The sequence below is a fragment of the Enterobacter sp. MGH 4 genome (assembly GCF_000534735.1).
Taxonomy (GTDB): domain Bacteria; phylum Pseudomonadota; class Gammaproteobacteria; order Enterobacterales; family Enterobacteriaceae; genus Enterobacter; species Enterobacter intestinihominis.
Window position 1 is genome coordinate 125,518 of sequence record NZ_KI973294.1, and the last position, 18,319, is coordinate 143,836.

At 60.1% G+C, this 18,319-nt stretch carries 6 protein-coding genes; 5 read left to right on the top strand and 1 reads right to left on the bottom strand.

The window, feature by feature from the left end:
* Positions 1–21: 21 nt before the first annotated feature.
* On the bottom strand, positions 22–744 hold the full coding sequence (locus L350_RS07635) for an SDR family oxidoreductase (RefSeq protein ID WP_032625891.1): 723 nt from the start codon (positions 742–744) through the stop codon (positions 22–24).
* A 98-nt stretch (positions 745–842) separates the two neighbouring features.
* Here L350_RS07635 and L350_RS07630 point away from each other — a divergent pair, with 98 nt between their 5' ends.
* The 5 genes from L350_RS07630 (at position 843) to L350_RS07610 (ending at position 18,309) form a co-directional block, all read left to right on the top strand.
* Positions 843–1,760, top strand: a complete 918-nt coding sequence (locus L350_RS07630) for a LysR family transcriptional regulator (RefSeq protein WP_023306787.1) — start codon at positions 843–845, stop codon at positions 1,758–1,760.
* An 894-nt stretch (positions 1,761–2,654) separates the two neighbouring features.
* Entirely contained in the window at positions 2,655–13,454 is a 10,800-nt protein-coding gene (locus L350_RS07625) for a BapA/Bap/LapF family large adhesin (protein ID WP_032625894.1), read from the top strand.
* Positions 13,455–13,536: 82 nt separating this feature from the next.
* A complete protein-coding gene (locus L350_RS07620) occupies positions 13,537–14,940 on the top strand; it encodes a TolC family outer membrane protein (protein ID WP_022649108.1) in 1,404 nt (467 codons plus the stop codon).
* The gene (locus L350_RS07615) at positions 14,937–17,129 is read left to right on the top strand and encodes a type I secretion system permease/ATPase (RefSeq protein ID WP_023306789.1); all 2,193 of its coding nucleotides are present in this window, start codon (positions 14,937–14,939) and stop codon (positions 17,127–17,129) included. The genes L350_RS07620 and L350_RS07615 overlap by 4 nt, the downstream gene beginning before the upstream one ends.
* Positions 17,110–18,309, top strand: coding sequence for a beta-barrel domain-containing protein (locus L350_RS07610; protein WP_032625897.1), 1,200 nt, complete (start codon positions 17,110–17,112; stop codon positions 18,307–18,309). The genes L350_RS07615 and L350_RS07610 overlap by 20 nt, the downstream gene beginning before the upstream one ends.
* Positions 18,310–18,319: the final 10 nt, after the last annotated feature.

The window sequence follows — 18,319 nt, forward strand, 5'->3', positions numbered from 1 at the left end:
GCTGGTGCCTGACCCGCAACGTTAGTTTGCAGAGGCCGTAGGTCTGATGGTGATTTCGGTGGTATCGACACTCTCAGGCGCCTCGATGATGTGGCGCACGGCGCGAGCGATATCAGCCGGTTTGAGAGCAATAGCCCGGAACGCATCCATCACCGCCATGGTTTCTTCGTGCGTAATGGTCGAGGCCAGTTCACTTTCAACTACCCCAGGGTTGACGCAGGTCACACGGATGTTCGAACTTTCCTGACGTAAACCATCGGAAATGGCCCGTACCGCAAATTTGGTCGCGCAATAGACGGCGGCCGTGGGCACGACGGACAAGGCACCAATCGAGCCTATATTGACGATCTGCCCCGAGCCCTGGGCTTCCATAATCGGCAAAACAGCACCAATACCCCACAGTACGCCCTTGATATTTACGTCAATGGTGCGCTCCCATTCATCCTGCTTGCCAGCCGAAAGCGGAGAGAGAGGCATAATGCCCGCGTTGTTAATAAGTACGTCAATGCGGCCCCACTTATCCCGTGCTGCCTGAACGAAGGCGGCCATCGACTGGCGGCTGGTAACGTCTAATACCTGAGCCTCTGCCTCCCCTCCTGCGCTGCGGATTTCATCAGCCAGAGCGTGGATGCGATCCAGCCTGCGTGCACCCAGGAACACTTTTGCGCCTGCCTTGCCGAGCTCTCTGGCGATACCTTCTCCGATACCGCTGGAGGCGCCGGTAATTAAGATGACTTTGTTCATGTTTTACTCCTTCAGTTGAGTTCACTGCAATCATAGATACAGACCATTGTTTCTTGTATCCTGCCTTTACTGGACTCACTGGTTAGCAATGTTAAACAATGAAAATCGATCTTAATTTGTTACCGCTTTTTCTGGCGGTCGCCGAAGAACGCAGCTTCAGCGCTGCCGCCGGGCGCCTGGGCATAACCCGTTCCGCTGTCAGCCAGGGAATAAGACGTCTCGAAGATGGGTTTCAGACCCTGCTGGTGATGCGCACCACGCGCTCGGTAAGGCTCACCGAAGCGGGTGAACGGTTGCATAAATCGTTGCTGGGGCCCATCGCCAACATTGAGGCGGCCTTTGACGACGTCACCTCGGACAGCATACCGCGCGGACAGCTCAGGATCGCTGTCACCTCAATTGCGGAAGCGTTTCTTTCGGGCCCACTGCTCGCCTCGTTTACGGCCGCGCATCCTGCGGTATCGCTTGATGTTTTCGTGTCAGATGAGGAATTCGATATCGTGGCAGCGGGCTATGATGCCGGGGTGAGGCTGGGCGAAGTTATCGAAAAAGACATGATCGCTATTCCCCTTACGGGCCAGCAGCGTGAACGGGTGGTGGCTTCACCTTCCTATCTGGCGACACACAGCGCACCGACGCACCCCCGTGAGCTGGTCGCTCATCGGTGTATCGGCTGGCGCCCTTCCCCGGACGTTGCCCCCTATCGCTGGGAGTTTGAGGAAGCAGGCGTCCCTTTCGATGTGGCAATTGAACCACAAATCACCACTAACGATCTGCGTCTTATGCTCAGCCTCGCGCTGGCCGGCGGTGGTATAACCTTTGCCACGGAGGACACCTTCACACCGTACATTGAATCAGGACAGCTGGTTTCCTTACTGGATGCGTTTCTTCCATCTTTTCCTGGTTTTTATCTCTATTTTCCCCAGCGCCACAATATGGCCCCCAAGCTCAGAGCCCTGATCGAGCACATCCGCCAGTGGCGACAGCTCCCCGCCACGCAACCCACACAGCGTTAAATGGTTCCAACCCTGAATGCAGATTTTCCTCAATCTACTGCATCCCTTTGATGAGCATCAACGACAGCACGTCATTACCATGGAAAATGACAACGGACACGATGGGCAGGACTTCACACAAGGATGGAACCTTAAAAATGTACAGACCAATAGTTGTTATCCTCTTTATTCTTTTGACATTAGCTGCCCTCGTGGAAATCGGCATAATTTCTTTAGGCTAATACCGATAGCCTCTGAAAGGCCACGCTTGCGGCCTTTTATTTATTAAACATGAGAAGAAAATACGTAATTTTTTTGAGTAGCAGAAATTAACCCGCCCGTAAAAATATATTTTATAAATGAGAGAGTTTTAAATATATCATACACCAGATATTTTACCCTAACTTAAACTACAATTAAGCAGCAATTAAACCTAACCAAAATTAGATATTTATCGCATATTATAATTATTAATATCGCCCCACCAGCACCGTTTTAAGGGTTGCACCTTTTACGCCGAAACCCTTTATCCACGCGCCCTCATAGCTAACGAAATATATTCACGCTATCAATTAATCTCCCCTGCAATAGCCGCGTTGGGTTTACGAACACTTAATTTGCGTATTCAGACATTTATAGCTATATCATTTTTATAACGAAATAATTTAATACCTGCACAAATAATAAGGCTTATAAATCGCAAACATATAAATAAACAACTATTTCCTATGTAAATAATTAGCTTTGCCCTGAGGTTGCCACTTTTAATCCTGGCGGGCATCGGTCGCGCTAAAGAAAGTAACGGTAAATCCTGTTTATTAAACAGTATTTTCGCCGGGAGCGCGTTCATCCCTTCAGAAACGATGGCTTTGTTTGACACGCCGTAACCAATCACTCTGCTGGAGTAATAACTGTATGAGCCAAATATCTGTTATATCTAAATTAACTGGCGTGGAAACGACCACGGAAGGGACACAGATAACACTCGATCACTCCTCAATCGTTAAGCTTAACGTGGATCGAGCCAACATCGCAGATTACTCCCGCAGCGGAAACGATCTGGTGATTACCCTCAATTCGGGCGAAGTGATTACTCTCAAGAATTTCTACGTCACTGATGCGCAGGGCGTAAGCCAGCTGGTGCTTGAAGAGAGTGACGGAGCGCTGTGGTGGATTGAAGATCCAACCGGTGCCGCGACCTATGAATCCATCGCCTCCACCGATGCATTACTGGCGGCGTCAGGGAGTGATGCCGGCGGCGCCGCTGCGTGGCCCTGGGTGTTGGGTGGCCTGGCCGCCGCAGGTGGGATTGCTATTGCGGCGGGAACCGGCGGTGGAGGTGGCGGAGATGACGATAACAACAACCCGAATCCCGGTAATCCGGGAAATCCTTCCGAACCTGATACTACGCCTCCGAATGCTCCCACTAATCTTCAGGTCTCACCTGACGGCAAAACCGTAACAGGTACGGCTGAACCGGGCAGCACGATTACCCTTAAAGATGCCGATGGCAACACCATTGGAACGGGCAAGGTCGGCAGCGACGGCAAATTTACTATCGATCTCGGTACGCCGCTCACCAACGGGGAGCAGATCACCGCCACGGCCACCGACCCGTCCGGCAATACCAGCCAGGGTGGTCAGGTCACAGCACCGGATCTCACCGCGCCGGATGCACCTGCCAATCTGGAGGTTTCGCCCGACGGCAAAACCGTCTCCGGTACGGCTGAGCCGGGCAGCACCGTGACACTGAAAGATGCCGATGGCAACACCATCGGAACGGGCAAGGCTGGCAGCGACGGGAAATTTACTATCGATCTCGGCACGCCGCTCACCAACGGGGAGCAGATCACCGCCACCGCCACCGATCCGTCCGGCAATACCAGCCCGGGCGTTCAGGTCACGGCACCGGATTCAACCGCGCCGGCTGCCCCCGAGATTGTCACCGTCAATGATAACGTGGGCACCGAAGCGGGCCCGCTGAGCAACGGACAACGCACGGACGATGCACGCCCGACGTTCAGCGGCATCAGTGAAGCTGGCACCGTTATTACCTTCTATGACAACGGCAAGCCGATCGGCACCGCCACGGCCGATGCTACCGGGAAATGGAGCTTTACCCCGTCGACCAACCTGTCTGAAGGAAACCACGCCATTACCACCACCGCGACCGATGCGGCAGGCAACCAGAGCGGCCTGTCTCAGCCGATCAACTTTACCGTCGATCTTACGCCGCCAGACATGCCGGAGGCGACGCTCAATTCGACAGGCACGCAAAGCACCGGTACTGCCGAGCCGGGCAGTAAAATTGTCATCACCAACAACGCCGGGGTGCAAATCGGGACCGCCACTGCCGACAGCAACGGCAACTACATCGCCAACCTGAACCCTGCACAAGTGAACGGCGAGATCATCTCCGTGGTCGCCTCCGATGCCGCAGGCAACCAGAGTTCCCCGGCGCTGGTTAACGCAGCGGACATCACCGCGCCTGCCGCACCGGGTAACCTGGTGGTGGCGGAAGACGGGGCAAGCGTCAGCGGAACCGCCGAGCCAAACAGCACGATTATTATTAAAGCGCCGGACGGTACGATCATCGGCCAGGCCACCGCCGGTCCGGACGGCACCTTTACCATCCCGATTTCGCCAGCCCAGACCAACGGCGAAGCCCTTGCAGTGACGGCCACCGACGGCAGCGGCAACACCAGTCCGTCCGGCTTTGCCGACGCGCCAGACAGCACGCCACCGCTGGCACCGGAAAACGTGGTGATCTCTGCCGACGGCACCACGGTAACCGGTACAGCCGAGCCGGGCAGCACCGTCACCATTCGTGAAAATGGCGTTAAGGTCGGGGAAGCGGTCGCCGACGATCAGGGTAATTTCAGCGTTGATCTGATCCCGCCGAAAGCCAACGGCGAAGCCCTGACCGCAGATGCCACCGATACCGCCGGAAACACCGGCCCGACCGCGCCGTTTGACGCGCCGGACATCACCGCGGCACAAACCCCGGTCATCACAGGCGTGGAGGATAATGCGCTCGACGTCACCGGTCCTGTCAGCCAGAACGGTCTCACCAACGACAAAACCCCGACCATCAACGGAACGGGCGAGCCCGGCACGACGATCACCCTCTACAGCGGCACCACTGAAATCGGAACCGCGGTGGTTGGGCCTGACGGCCAGTGGTCCATCACGCTGGAAACGGATCTTCCCGACGGCGGGCACGTGCTGACGGCGACGGCGGTTGACGCCAACAATAACCTCAGCGGGACATCGAACACCTGGAGCATCACGGTGGATACCGCCGCGCCGGGTGCTCCAGCCATTACGCAGGTCATTGATGACGTACCGGGCCGCACGGGGCCGCTCGACAACAACCAAATCACCAACGACACGCTCCCGACGCTGAACGGTACCGGCGAGCCGGGCTCCACCGTGACGATCCGCCTGGACGGACAGGATATTGGTACTGCCATTGTGAACAACGGCGGCGCATGGACCTTCACGCCCACTACCGCATTAGGGAACGGGCAGCATACGTTCACCGTCGTCGCGAGCGATGCGGCCGGCAACACCAGCGCATCATCACCCGGCTTTACCTTTACCGTCGATACCACTCCGCCACCGGCGGCCACCCTTGACACCGTCTCCGATAACATCGGCACTGTGCAGGTTCCGCTTAACAGCGGGGATACTACCGATGACACGCTGCCGCAGCTGCAGGGAACCGCACCGGAAGGCACCACCATCACTATCTATGACGGGACCACCCTGCTCGGCACGGCCGTGCTTGACGGTAGCGGCGGCTGGAGCTTTACGCCAACCACGCCGCTGACGGACGGCCCGCATTCGCTGACGGTCCACGCGACGGATGAGGCGGGTAATACCACCATCTCGCCACCGTTTGAGCTGGCGATCGACACGACCGCGCCTGCAACGCCGGATATTCCTGAGATCACCGTGAACCCGGACGGCGCCACACCGGGGACGGCTCTGAATCCTGGGGAGACCACCCGCGATACCACACCAACCCTGAGCGGCTCGGGCACGCCGGGAGATACCGTAAACATTTACGATGGCGCAACCAAAATAGGTGAAGCCGAGATCGATGGCGACGGTAACTGGAGCTGGACACCGGAAGATCCGCTCCCTGACGGCACCTACGATCTCTCCCTGACGGTGACCAATCAGGACAGCGCCGGGAACGAAAGCGCACCGTCCACGCCAGTGACCATTACCATTGATACCGACGCGCCGGGCCAGCCGGGGATCCCGACGGTGACAGACAGCGTAAGCCAGATCACCGGGCCAGTGGACAACGGCGGAACCACCAACGATCCGCGCCCGGTACTGAGCGGCACCGGTACGCCGAATGACGTCATTACCATCTATGACCAGGTGGGTACAGGCGAGCCGCAGGCCGTGGGCAGCGTCACGGTGGACGGTAGCGGTAACTGGAGCTGGCGTCCTGAGAGCAACATTGGCGAAGGGACGCACCAATACACGGCGACCGCCACCGATGAAGCCGGCAATGAATCTCTGCCATCAACCGGTATCACGATAACGGTCGACACCCTCGCCCCGGATACCCCGCTCATCGGTTCCATTGGCGGCGCTCAGAATGGAGGCTCAACCAACGATAACACACCTGTCATTGGCGGAGGCGGCACGACCGGCGAAACGGTGATTATCTACAACAACGGCGTGGAAGTGGATCGCGTTGAAATCGCCAATGGCGAGTGGTCATACACCCTGCCGACACAAACCGATGGTCCGCTGAATATCACCGTCGCCGCGGTGGACGACGCGGGTAACCTGAGCCCGCTCAGCCCGGTCTTTAGCGTGACGGTCGATACGCAGGCACCGACCGTGCCGCAAATTGACGCCGTCTCTGACAGCCAACTGACTAACAGCGTGCTTTACACCCGCGACGGTACCCCAACCCTCACCGGGATTGGCGAGCCGGGTTCGAGCGTAACCGTTTCTGTTGATGGCACGCCGTCTCCGGTGGTCGTGGTGGTTCAGCCGAACGGGACATGGTCCTGGACAGCCGACCCCGCGCTTGCGGAAGGGCCGCACACCTTCTCGGTTGCCGCAAGTGACGCGGCGGGGAATACCTCCGCCAGCTCCGGCGATCTCAGCGTGACGGTGGATACGCTGCTTCCTGCAACGCCAACCAATATCACCATTGCCGCAGAGGGCACGCCGCTGACCGGTACGGCAGATGACGGAACCACGGTGACGGTGCGTGACGCCGGCGGCAATATCATCGGGACCGGGGTCGCGACGGGAGGCATCTTCTCCATCGCCCTCTCCCCGGCCCAACTGGATCCCGCGACGCTGACGCTGTTCGCCACGGACGCCGCAGGTAATGCAAGCCCGACAACCACCTTTGACGTACCGGACTCCCCGCTTATTCTGCCAGGGGTGCCGGTGATTACGGCAATCAACGATGATGCCGATCCCGTCACTGGCGATGTGAAAGATAAAACCACCAATGACACCACGCCTACCCTTACCGGCACCGCCGATCCGGGTAGCGTCATCACCATTTATCTGGATGGGGCGCTGGTTCCGCTGACCGAAATTGTTGCGGATACAGACGGCAACTGGAGCTACACGCCGCTGCTGCCGCTCGCGGAAGGCCCACACACCTTCGCCGTCACCGCCACGAATACCGGCACCGGCGCGACCAGCGGGCAGTCGCCGATCGCGACCGTCACCGTCGACCTCACCGATCCGACCGCACCAGCCATCGGTGCGGTGACCGATGACGTAGGCCCGGTCACCGGCCCAATCGCTGACGGGCAGAGCACCAACGACAACCGTCCTACCCTGACCGGAACAGGCACGGCCGGGGACACCATTACGGTGTACGATGACGGCGACCCGCTGGGCACCGTTGTTGTCGGTCCGACCGGCACCTGGAGCTACACGCCGACTGCGCTGGACGACGGCAGCCACACCCTGACCGTGACCGCCACCGACCCGGCAGGCAATGAGAGCGCCCCGTCGGCCGGGATCACCATCGTTGTCGACACCGTTTCCACCACGCCGGTAATTACCAGCGTGACGGATAACGCAGGGAATGCGGCAACGCCTGTCCCAAGCGGCGATCCAACCAACGACACTACGCCAACCCTGACCGGTAGCGCCGAGCCGAACAGCGTCGTCGCCATTTTTGATGGCGCTACGCAAATTGGTACGGTGGCAGCAGACGGCACCGGTGCCTGGACATTTACCCCTGAAACCGCCCTCGGCGAAGGGACGCATGACTTTACCGTCAGAGCGACGGATCCGCAGGGCAACGTCAGCCAGCCATCCAACGCCTGGAGCGTCGAAATCGATCTGACTGCGCCACAGGTGCCGACGATCGTTACGGTCAGCGACAATGCCCCGGGAGGCACAACCGGCCCGCTTACCGCCGGGCAGGTGACCAATGACACCACGCCAACCCTCAGCGGCTCCGGCCAGGCGGGTACCATCATTCACGTGCTGAATAACGGCGTGGAGATTGGCACCACCACGGTCGACGGCAGCGGCAACTGGACCTTTACGCCGGATCCGGTACTGACTGACGGGACGTATAACCTGCGCGTTAATGCCAGCGATGATGTCGGAAACGTCTCCGCCAACTCGCCAGTGTTCGCCTTTACGGTGGATACCGCCGGGCCTGCGGCCCCGGTGGTTACCACGGTAATAGACGATGTCAGCCCGGGAACGGGAACCCTCGCCAGCGACGGCTCCACGAACGACACCCGTCCAACCTTCAACGGTACGGGGGAAGTGGGCGCAACGGTACACGTTATTGTCGATGATGTGGAAATTGGCACGGCGGTCGTCAACGCCCAGGGTAACTGGACCTTCACGCCGACCACTGAACTGGGCGAAGGGCCGCACGTTATTACCTTCAACGCCACCGATGCCGCAGGCAATACCGGGGTCACCTCACCACCGTTCAACCTGACGGTGGATACCTCGGTGCCCGAAGCACCGGTCTTTACCCCGGCCACTGACGATGCAGGTACCGTGCTGGGCCCGGTCGCCTCGGGACAAAGCACAGACGACACCACGCCAACGCTGAACGGCACCGCGGCGGCCAACGCGACCATCACCATTTATGAAAGTGGCCGTGAAGTGGGTACCGCCGTGGCGGACGCAAACGGCGTATGGAGCTTTACCACCGGTACGCTGGCAAACGGCAGCCACACCTGGACCGCCACGGTAACCGATGCCGCGGGCAACGTCAGCCCTGCCTCACCAGGCTTTACGCTGGTGGTAGATACGGCTGCGCCTGTCGCGCCGGTTATCACCCAGGCGATTGACGACGTTGGCACCATCACCGGGGCAATAGGTTCCGGCCAGACCACCAACGATCCTCTCCCGCGTCTGGTGGGGACCAGCGAGCCGCTGGCCACCGTGAATATTTATGAGGACACCACGCTGGTGGGCACCGGTACTGCCGATGCCGATGGCAACTGGACCGTCGATATCACCGTGCCGCTGGACAGTGGGTCACACACCTTTACCGCAGAAGCAACGGATCAGGCGGGTAACACCAGCACGTCGTCCGCCGACTTCAGCCTGACCATTGACACCACACCGCCAGCGCTGCCGGTGCTGACCAGCATCACCGACGATGTCGGTAACGCCGCTGCGCCTGTCGCCAACGGCGGGTTAACCAACGACGCGCGGCCAACGCTCACCGGTACGGCAGAAGCCGGCGCAACGGTCACCATCTTTGATAATGGGGTACAGATTGGCACCGCAGTCGCCACCGGCGGCGCGTGGAGCTTTACGCCTTCCACCCCGCTGGCTGACGGGCCGCATAATCTGACTTTCTCCGCTACCGACGCGGTGGGCAACGCCAGCGCGCAGACCGGCGGTTACACCATTAATGTGGATGCCACCGCCCCTGTCGCACCGGCAATCACCTCGATTGAGGATGATGTGGGGACCGTCACCGGACCTGTTACTGGCACCAACCCAACCAACGATACCCGTCCGACCTTAAACGGTACGGCAGAAGCCAATACCACCGTACGTATTTACGACGGCACGACGCTGGTGGGGACCGTCACTGCCGATGCCAACGGCAACTGGACGCTGCCGCAAACCAGCACCACGCTGACGGAAGGCGCGCATAACTTCACCGCAACCGCCACCGATGCCGCGGGCAATACCAGCGTGGCTTCACCGATTATCACGATTAACGTTGACCTGACGCCGCCACCAGCCCCAACCGGGCTGGCGGTGATCACCAACGGGACGCAGGTCACCGGTACAGCAGAAGCGGGAAGCACCGTCACCATCACCAGCAGCACCGGAACCGTGCTTGGAACGGCCGTCGCGGACGGTAGCGGAAGCTTCAGCGCCACCATCACCCCTGCACAGACCGCCGGTGAATCCCTGATCGTCTTTGCTACCGATAAGGCCGGTAACGCGGGTATCACCACCTCCGTGATTGCCCCGATCACCACAATCCCGAACGCGCCTGTTATCGCTAATATTGACGATAACGTTGGCACGGTGACGGGCAACCTGACCAACGGGAATACCACCGATGACACCACGCCAACCCTGAGCGGCACGGCACAGCCGAACACGACCATCACCCTCTATAACAACGGGGTGCTGATGGGCACGGTCACCGCGAATGCCAGCGGCAACTGGAGCTTCACCACGCCGGTGCTGAGTGAAGGCCCGCATGCCTTCACCGCCACGGCGAGCAACGGCTCGGGCACCAGCCCGATTTCCACGTCGACCACCGTCATTGTCGATCTCACTGCGCCAACGGCTCCAACCGGGACCTTCAACGCAGACGGCAGCGTATTGACCGGTAGCGCTGAAGCGGGCAGCACCGTCACCATCCGCCTGGCGGATAATTCAACGGTCACCGCCACGGCGGACAGCAACGGTTCCTGGAGCTACACCTTCCTCAATAAACAGACGGAAGGTCAGACGCTGCAAATCACCGCCACCGATGCGGCAGGCAACGTTTCGCTGCCCGGCTCAGCCCTTGCGCCGGTGGTGCCGCTCTCTGCCAGCACCAACGCTGAAGAACTGGCGCTCACGACCACCGCCACGGTGACCAATTCGCAGTACAGCGACTATGGTTTCCTGCTGGTAGGCGCCTTAGGTAACGTGCTGACGCTGCTCGGCAACGACACCGCGCAGGTAGGTTTCACCGTCGGCAACGGCGGCAGTGCGGATATTGCCGTGAACGCCAACGCCACGGGTGCCGTTCTTTCCCTGCTCAATACCCTTGAGCTGGTAGTACAGCGCTTCGACGCCGCCAACAACACCTGGACTACCGTGGTCGATACCGGACAGCCGCAGTTCGCTGACCTGTTGACCCTCGGCGCGACGGGGGTGTCGCTGAACCTGAACGGGCTGGCGAATGGTCAGTATCGCGTCCTGAGCTACAACACTAACCTGCTGGCAACCGGCTCTTACACCAGCCTCGATGTGGCGGTGAAAGAGACCAGCGCAGGCACCGTGTCCGGCGAGACCAGCGTTGTCGGGAACGTCATCACTGACGTGGATCCAACCGCAGGCAGCGACAACGCCCCGGCGGGCACCACCGTCACTACGGTCACCAACGCCCAGGGCACCACCACCAGCGTTACGGCTGACGGCACGGTGATTCAGGGGCAATACGGCACGCTGACCATCAACCTGGACGGCAGCTATACCTATAACCTGACCAACACCAGCGCCGCCGTCATTGGCCGCACGGAGAACTTTACCTACACCATCACCCATAACGGCACCAGCGCCTCGGCAAATCTGGTTCTGTCGCTGGGCGAAGGCACTACCAGCAGCGGGATCGTGGCCGTGGACGATACCGCCTCGCTGACCTTCGACACCACCGTGGAGGCGATCAACAACGGCACCTCGTCGCAGGGCGGCTTTACCCTGGTGGGGATCAACCTTGGCAATACCCTGGGGCTGAACCTGCTGGACGATCTGGCCAACCCGATCATTTATAACGTGGAAGAAGGCACCACCCGCACCATGACCGTTCAGGCGTCCGTGGGCGGCGTCGCGCTGGCCTCGGTGTTCGACCTCTACATCTATAAGTTCAACAATGCGACGCAGACCTTCGAGCAGATGCGCGTTGAACCCGGCTGGCTGCGCGCGCCGCTGCTGGGCGGCACCTCCCCGCAGCTGACGTTGAACCTGCCCGCTGGCGAGTACCTGTTCCTGCTCAATACGGCGGCGGGGATCACCGCGCTGACGGCCTACACGCTGAACGTCTTGCAGGATCATGTCTACAGCGTGGCAAGCGTGAGCGAGAGCACGACCGGGGATGTGCTGGCGGATGATATTGCGCCAGCAGGTACCGTGGTCTCCGACGTTAACGGCGTGGCGGTGAACAGCAGCGGCCTGACGGAGATCACCGGCGAGTACGGTACGCTGCGGATCAACGCGGCCGGGGAGTACACTTACACCCTGGATAGCGGAGTCGGCGCTGACAGCATCAGCACCCCAGATACCTTCGTCTACACCATCACCGCGCCGAACGGCTCGAAAGACACGGCATCGCTGAACATCACCCCGACCGCGCAGCCAATGGACGCGGTGAACGATGTCAGCACGGCGATGGACGTGAACTCGGTGCACCGCACCGCCGCATACTCGGATACCACCGTCGGGTCGGCGAGCTGGAACGCCGCGCTGCTTGCCTCAACCCAGGGCAGCGGGAGCGGGACCTTCGTGGTGGATCCTAATACTGCACTGCATAACGTGGTTCTGTCGTTTAACGTCGCCTCGCTGCTGACCCTTACCGGGTTAACGGTCGACTGGACGCTGACCAACGGCACCACCACCCTCAGATCCGGCTCATTTAACGGCGGGCTGCTGCTGGGCGGCAGGGCGACGATCAACCTGACGGGCCTCGATCTGGAAGCGGGAACCTATACGCTGAACTATACCGGCAGAATGGGACCGCTGGGGGTGGGAAATATCACCGTTACCCCAAGCGTCACCGGGACCAGCTACTCCCTGTCGCAGTTTGACGCCACGGGCACCCACACCGTTGACGGCAATATCTTCGACGGCACCGGCTCCGCGGGCGCGATGGACCAGCTGCACTCGGTCGATACCCGTCTCAGCATTACCGGCTACGACGGCGTAACCACCACGCTGGATCCTTACACCGGCAGCACGCAGGTAAACATCACGGGCCACTACGGCACGCTGGCGATTGCCGCAGACGGCAGTTACACCTACACACTCAACCCGGGGATATCGTTCTCTACCATCACCAGCAAGGAGGTCTTTAACTACACCCTGACCGACGCTAACGGCACCCGGGATACCGCCTCGCTGACCATCAATATGGCACCGAAATTTGTCAGTTCGGAACATAACGATGTGATTAGCGGCACGGCCTACGGCGACACGCTGATTTATCAGGTGTTGAACACTACGGCGGGTAACGCCACCGCAGGTAACAGCACGGGTGACCACTGGACGAACTTCTCCCTGTCGCAGGGAGACAAGATCGACATTAGCGATCTGCTGGTGGGCTGGAACGGTAGCGCGTCGACGCTGGGGAACTATGTCTCTGTTTCACAAAGCGGTAACAATACTGTGATCTCCATCGACCGTGACGGCACGGGAGCCGCCTACACTAAATCTACGCTCGTTACGCTGGACAACGTTCAGACCACCTACGACGAGCTTGTAAACCAGCAACACATCATTACCTGATAGCACCTGCAAGAAATGACCCGGGCGCGCACAGCGCCCGGGCATAAACAAAAAAGCAGTACTTTTTTATTAGGGACAAGACATGGGAAAGAAGATGCCTTACTGGTGGCTCTCGTGCTGCCTGATATCTGTGCCCGCTATCGCGGCAAACCCTGCGGCGATGATTAATACCGGACAATTAAGCGAAACGCAGGAACTCCCCTCTTTAAATGGCCGCGTGGCGCCCGTAGCCAGCAAAGCCGCCCCCGGCACGCTACAGCTGGATGAAGCCGTAAACCGCGCCGTGACCTGGCATCCGGCCATCAGTGAAGCCGTCGGCAAACTCTATCAGCAGAGCGAAAATGTGGACGTCGCCAAATCGAAATATTATCCGCAAATTAACGCCGGCATGGATAACGGCTATAGCCACGACGGCGACGATAATGGCTTTACCCCCTCGCTGGTGCTTTCTCTTTCGCAAATGCTTTACGACTTCGGCAAAGTCGCAAGCCAGGTGCGCGCCGAAAACGCGGGCGTCGCCCAGCAGCAGGCCAACGTGCTGGTGAGCATCGACACTATCGCCCACGATACCGCCATCGCTATGGTGCAGGTGCAGACCTGGCAGCAGATGGTCGAGACCGCTAAAGAACAGCTGGACGCCCTGACCTCCATCGGCACACTGACGAAGCTGCGTAATGACGAAGGCGCCACGTCGCTCTCTGACGTGGTGCAGACCGATGCCCGTATCGAAGGCGCGCGAGCGCAGCTGATGCAGTATCAGGCCAGCCTCGACAGCTCACGCGCCACGCTGATGAGCATGCTGGGCTGGGACGGCCTGAACGCGGTCAGCAATGAATTTCCGCAAAGTCTGGCCCGCAGCTGCGATATTGCCGAGCCGGACGATCGCCTGGTACCCTCGGTTTTAGCGGCCTGGGCGCAGGCCAACGTCGCGCAGGCCAATCTCGACTATGCCAACGCGCAGATGACCCCTACCGTCTCGCTGGAGCCGGAAGTCCGCCACTATCTTAACGACCGCTACTCAGGCAACGAAACGCGGGACCGCACCCAGTACTCCGCGTGGGTAAAAGTGCAGATGCCGCTCTATCAGGGCGGCGGCCTCACCGCCCGGCGTAACGCCGCCGGACACGCGGTGGAATCGGCCCAGTCCACCATTCAGCGCACCCGTCTTGAGGTGCGGCAAAAACTGCTGGAAGCGCGCAGCCAGGTGATGAGCCTGATGAGCACGCTTCAGATCCAGGGCCGCCAGGAAGCACTCAGCGCCCGTACCCGCGAGCTGTATCAGCAGCAGTATCTCGATCTTGGTTCCCGCCCGCTGCTCGACGTGCTCAACGCCGAGCAGGAGGTGTATCAGGCGCGCTTTACCCAGCAGCAAACCGCCGGACAGCTCCGCCAGCTTCAGCTGAACTGTCTCTACCAAACCGGGCGCATACGTCAGGCGTTCGATCTTGAAAACCGCACCATCCAGACCGTGGAGATCCAGCCATGAAGCAACGCGATATTCCGCAGGGTGAAAACATGACGGATGAGGCGCTGGAGCAGTGGGCGCAGGCGTTTGGCTATGTGGCGACGCGCTATCGCGTTGCCTGCTCGCCAGGCTCGCTGATCGCGGGCGCGCCGTGGCTGAAAGGCAAACCGATGGTGCCCGCGCTGACGCAGCTCGCCCGTGAAGCCGGGCTGACGTTCCAGCTACTGACGGCCGATCAGCACGCCATCAACAGCTGGCGTCTGCCGGTGGTGGTAGAGCTAAACGACGGTAAAATCGGCGTGATCGACAATTTCGACGGCGAGGATACGCTTGAGGTCAGCTTTTTCGACGACAACACGCACACCAACCGCCTGTCGATGAGCGCGATGCTGCCTGCCATCCGCCACGTCATCGCCCTGCGTCCGCTGGCGGCGCTGAAGGACAGCCGCGTGGACGCCTATATCTCAAAATACCGCCCGGACTGGCTCTACCGGCTGGTGATGCGCGACCTTCGCCCTTACAGCTGGGTGATGCTGGCGGCGCTGTTTATCAACGTGCTCTCCCTCTCCGGCATTGTCTTTTCCATGCAGGTGTATGACCGGGTGATCCCCGCCCAGTCCTACCCGACGCTCTACGTACTGACCATTGGGGTACTGATCGCCACGCTGTTTGGTTTTGTGCTGCGCGTGGCGCGCGGGCACATTATGGATCTGCTGGGCAAACGCTCGGATATGCGCGTCTCGGATCGGGTCTTCGGCCACGCGCTGCGGCTTCGCCACAGCGCCATTCCGCGCTCCACCGGCAGCTTTATCTCCCAGTTGCGCGAGCTGGAGCAGATCCGCGAGATGGTCACCTCCTCCACCATTTCCACCATCGTCGATCTGCCGTTCTTTATCCTGTTTGTGATTGTGCTGGCGATCATCGCCCCGCAGCTGGCGTGGATCGCCCCGGTGGCGGCGGTGATCATGGTCCTGCCTGGCCTGCTGCTGCAAAAGAAGCTGGCAGAGCTGGCGAAGCAGTCGGCGCATGAATCTACCCTGCGCAACGCGGTGCTGGTGGAGAGCGTGCAGGGGCTGGAGGACATCAAGCTGATGCAGGCGGAGAACCGCTTTTTGCAGCAGTGGAACAGCTATATCCAGATCACCGCCGAATCCGGCCTGCGCACCCGCGAACTGACGCAGAACCTGATCAGCTGGGGGATGACCATTCAGAGCCTGGTCTATGCCGGGGTGATCGTGGTGGGCGCGCCGATGGTGATCGACGGCACCTTAACCACCGGTTCGGTGGTGGCCGCCTCGATGCTCGCCTCACGGATGATCGCCCCGATGGCGACGCTGTGCGGCGTGCTGGCCCGCTGGCAGCAGGTGAAGGCGGCCAAAGAGGGGCTGGACAGCATTATGCAGCTGCCGACCGAGAACCAGCGCGAAGAGACGCCGATCCGCCAGGACGTGCTGCGCGGCCACTATCTTTTCGAGCAGGCGCAGTTCCGCTATCACCCGGAAGATCCCCGCATGGCGCTGCGCATTAACCGCCTGGAGATCAAAGCGGGCGAAAAAGTGGCGATCCTCGGGCGCAACGGCGCGGGTAAATCAACCCTGTTGCAGGCGATGGCGGGCGGGATGGATCTGGCGGGCGGTGAACTGCGGCTCGACAACCTCAGCCTGCCGCATCTGGACGTGGCTGACGTGCGGAGAAACGTCGGCTTTATGACCCAAAACGCCCGGCTGTTTTACGGCACCCTGCGCGAGAACATCACGCTCGGCATGCCCCGCGCCACCGATGAAGAGATCTTCGAGGTGCTGGAGATGTGCGGCGCGGCCAGCTTTGTGCAGAAGCTGCCAAAGGGGCTGGATTACCCGATTATGGAAAATGGCGTCGGGCTGTCCGGCGGGCAGCGGCAGTCTATTCTGCTGGCGCGGATGCTGCTGCGCGACCCGAATATCGTGCTGATGGATGAACCGACCGCCTCCCTAGATGAACATACCGAGCGGGAATTTATTCAACGACTCGGGGCGTGGCTCGGCAACCGCACGCTGGTTGTCGCGACCCACCGCGTGCCGGTACTGGAGCTGGTGGAGCGCGTGGTGGTACTCAAAGATGGCATGCTGGTGATGGACGCGCCAAAAGCGCAGGCGCTGAACAACAGCCGTATGCAGCAACAGCAGCAGGCAACCGGACGGGAGTGGAATAATGAAAATCAATCAGCGTGACGTTGCCGCAGTAGAAGATCTGGATAACGCGCTCGACTCCGAGAGCGGTTATACCGGTGCCCGGCGCATCGTTTTCTTCTCCCTGCTGATGTTTGCGGTGCTCGGCGTCTGGGCGTGGTTCGGGGTGCTGGATGAAGTCTCAACCGGCACCGGAAAAGTGATCCCCAGTTCACGCGAGCAGGTATTGCAGTCGCTGGATGGGGGGATCCTCACCGAGCTGAACGTACACGAAGGGGATCAGGTGCAGGCCGGACAGGTGCTGGCGCGGCTGGATCCTACCCGCTCGGAATCTAACGTCGGCGAAAGCGCGGCGCGTTACCGCGCGTCGCTGGCCTCCAGCGTGCGCCTGTACGCCGAGGTGAACGATCTCCCGCTGAAATTCCCGCCTTCCCTGGCGAAATGGACCGACCTGACCGCCGCAGAAACGCGGCTTTACAACTCTCGCCGCGCCCAGCTGGAGGATACGCAGCGTGAACTCCGCTCCGCGTTAGCGCTCGCCAATAAAGAACTGGCGATCACTCAACGGCTGGTGAAAACCGGTGCCGCCAGCCACGTGGAAGTACTGCGCCTGCAACGGCAGAAAAGCGACCTGGAGCTGAAGCTCACCGACGTACGTTCCCAGTATTACGTGCAGGCCCGTGAAGCGCTGTCGAAGGCCAACGCCGAGGTGGATATGGTGTCAGCGATCCTGAAAGGCCGCGAGGATTCCGTTACCCGCCTGACGGTGAAGTCGCCGGTGCGCGGGATCGTGAAAAACATCAAGGTGACCACCATCGGCGGCGTCATACCGCCCAACGGCGAGTTAATGGAAATTGTGCCGGTGGACGATCACCTGCTGATTGAAACCCGCCTCTCGCCCCGGGATATCGCCTTTATCCATCCTAATCAGGAGGCGCTGGTGAAAATCACCGCCTACGATTACGCGATTTACGGCGGGCTGCACGGAGTGGTGGAGACCATTTCGCCGGACACCATTCAGGACGAAGCGAAGCCGGAGGTGTTCTACTACCGTGTATTCATTCGCACCAGCCAGGATTATCTGGTGAACAAGGCGGGCAGGCACTTTTCGATTGTGCCGGGGATGATTGCGACGGTGGATATTAAGACCGGGGAGAAAACGGTGCTGGATTATCTGATTAAGCCGTTTAACCGGGCGAAGGAGGCGCTGAGGGAGCGGTAGTCAAACGCCG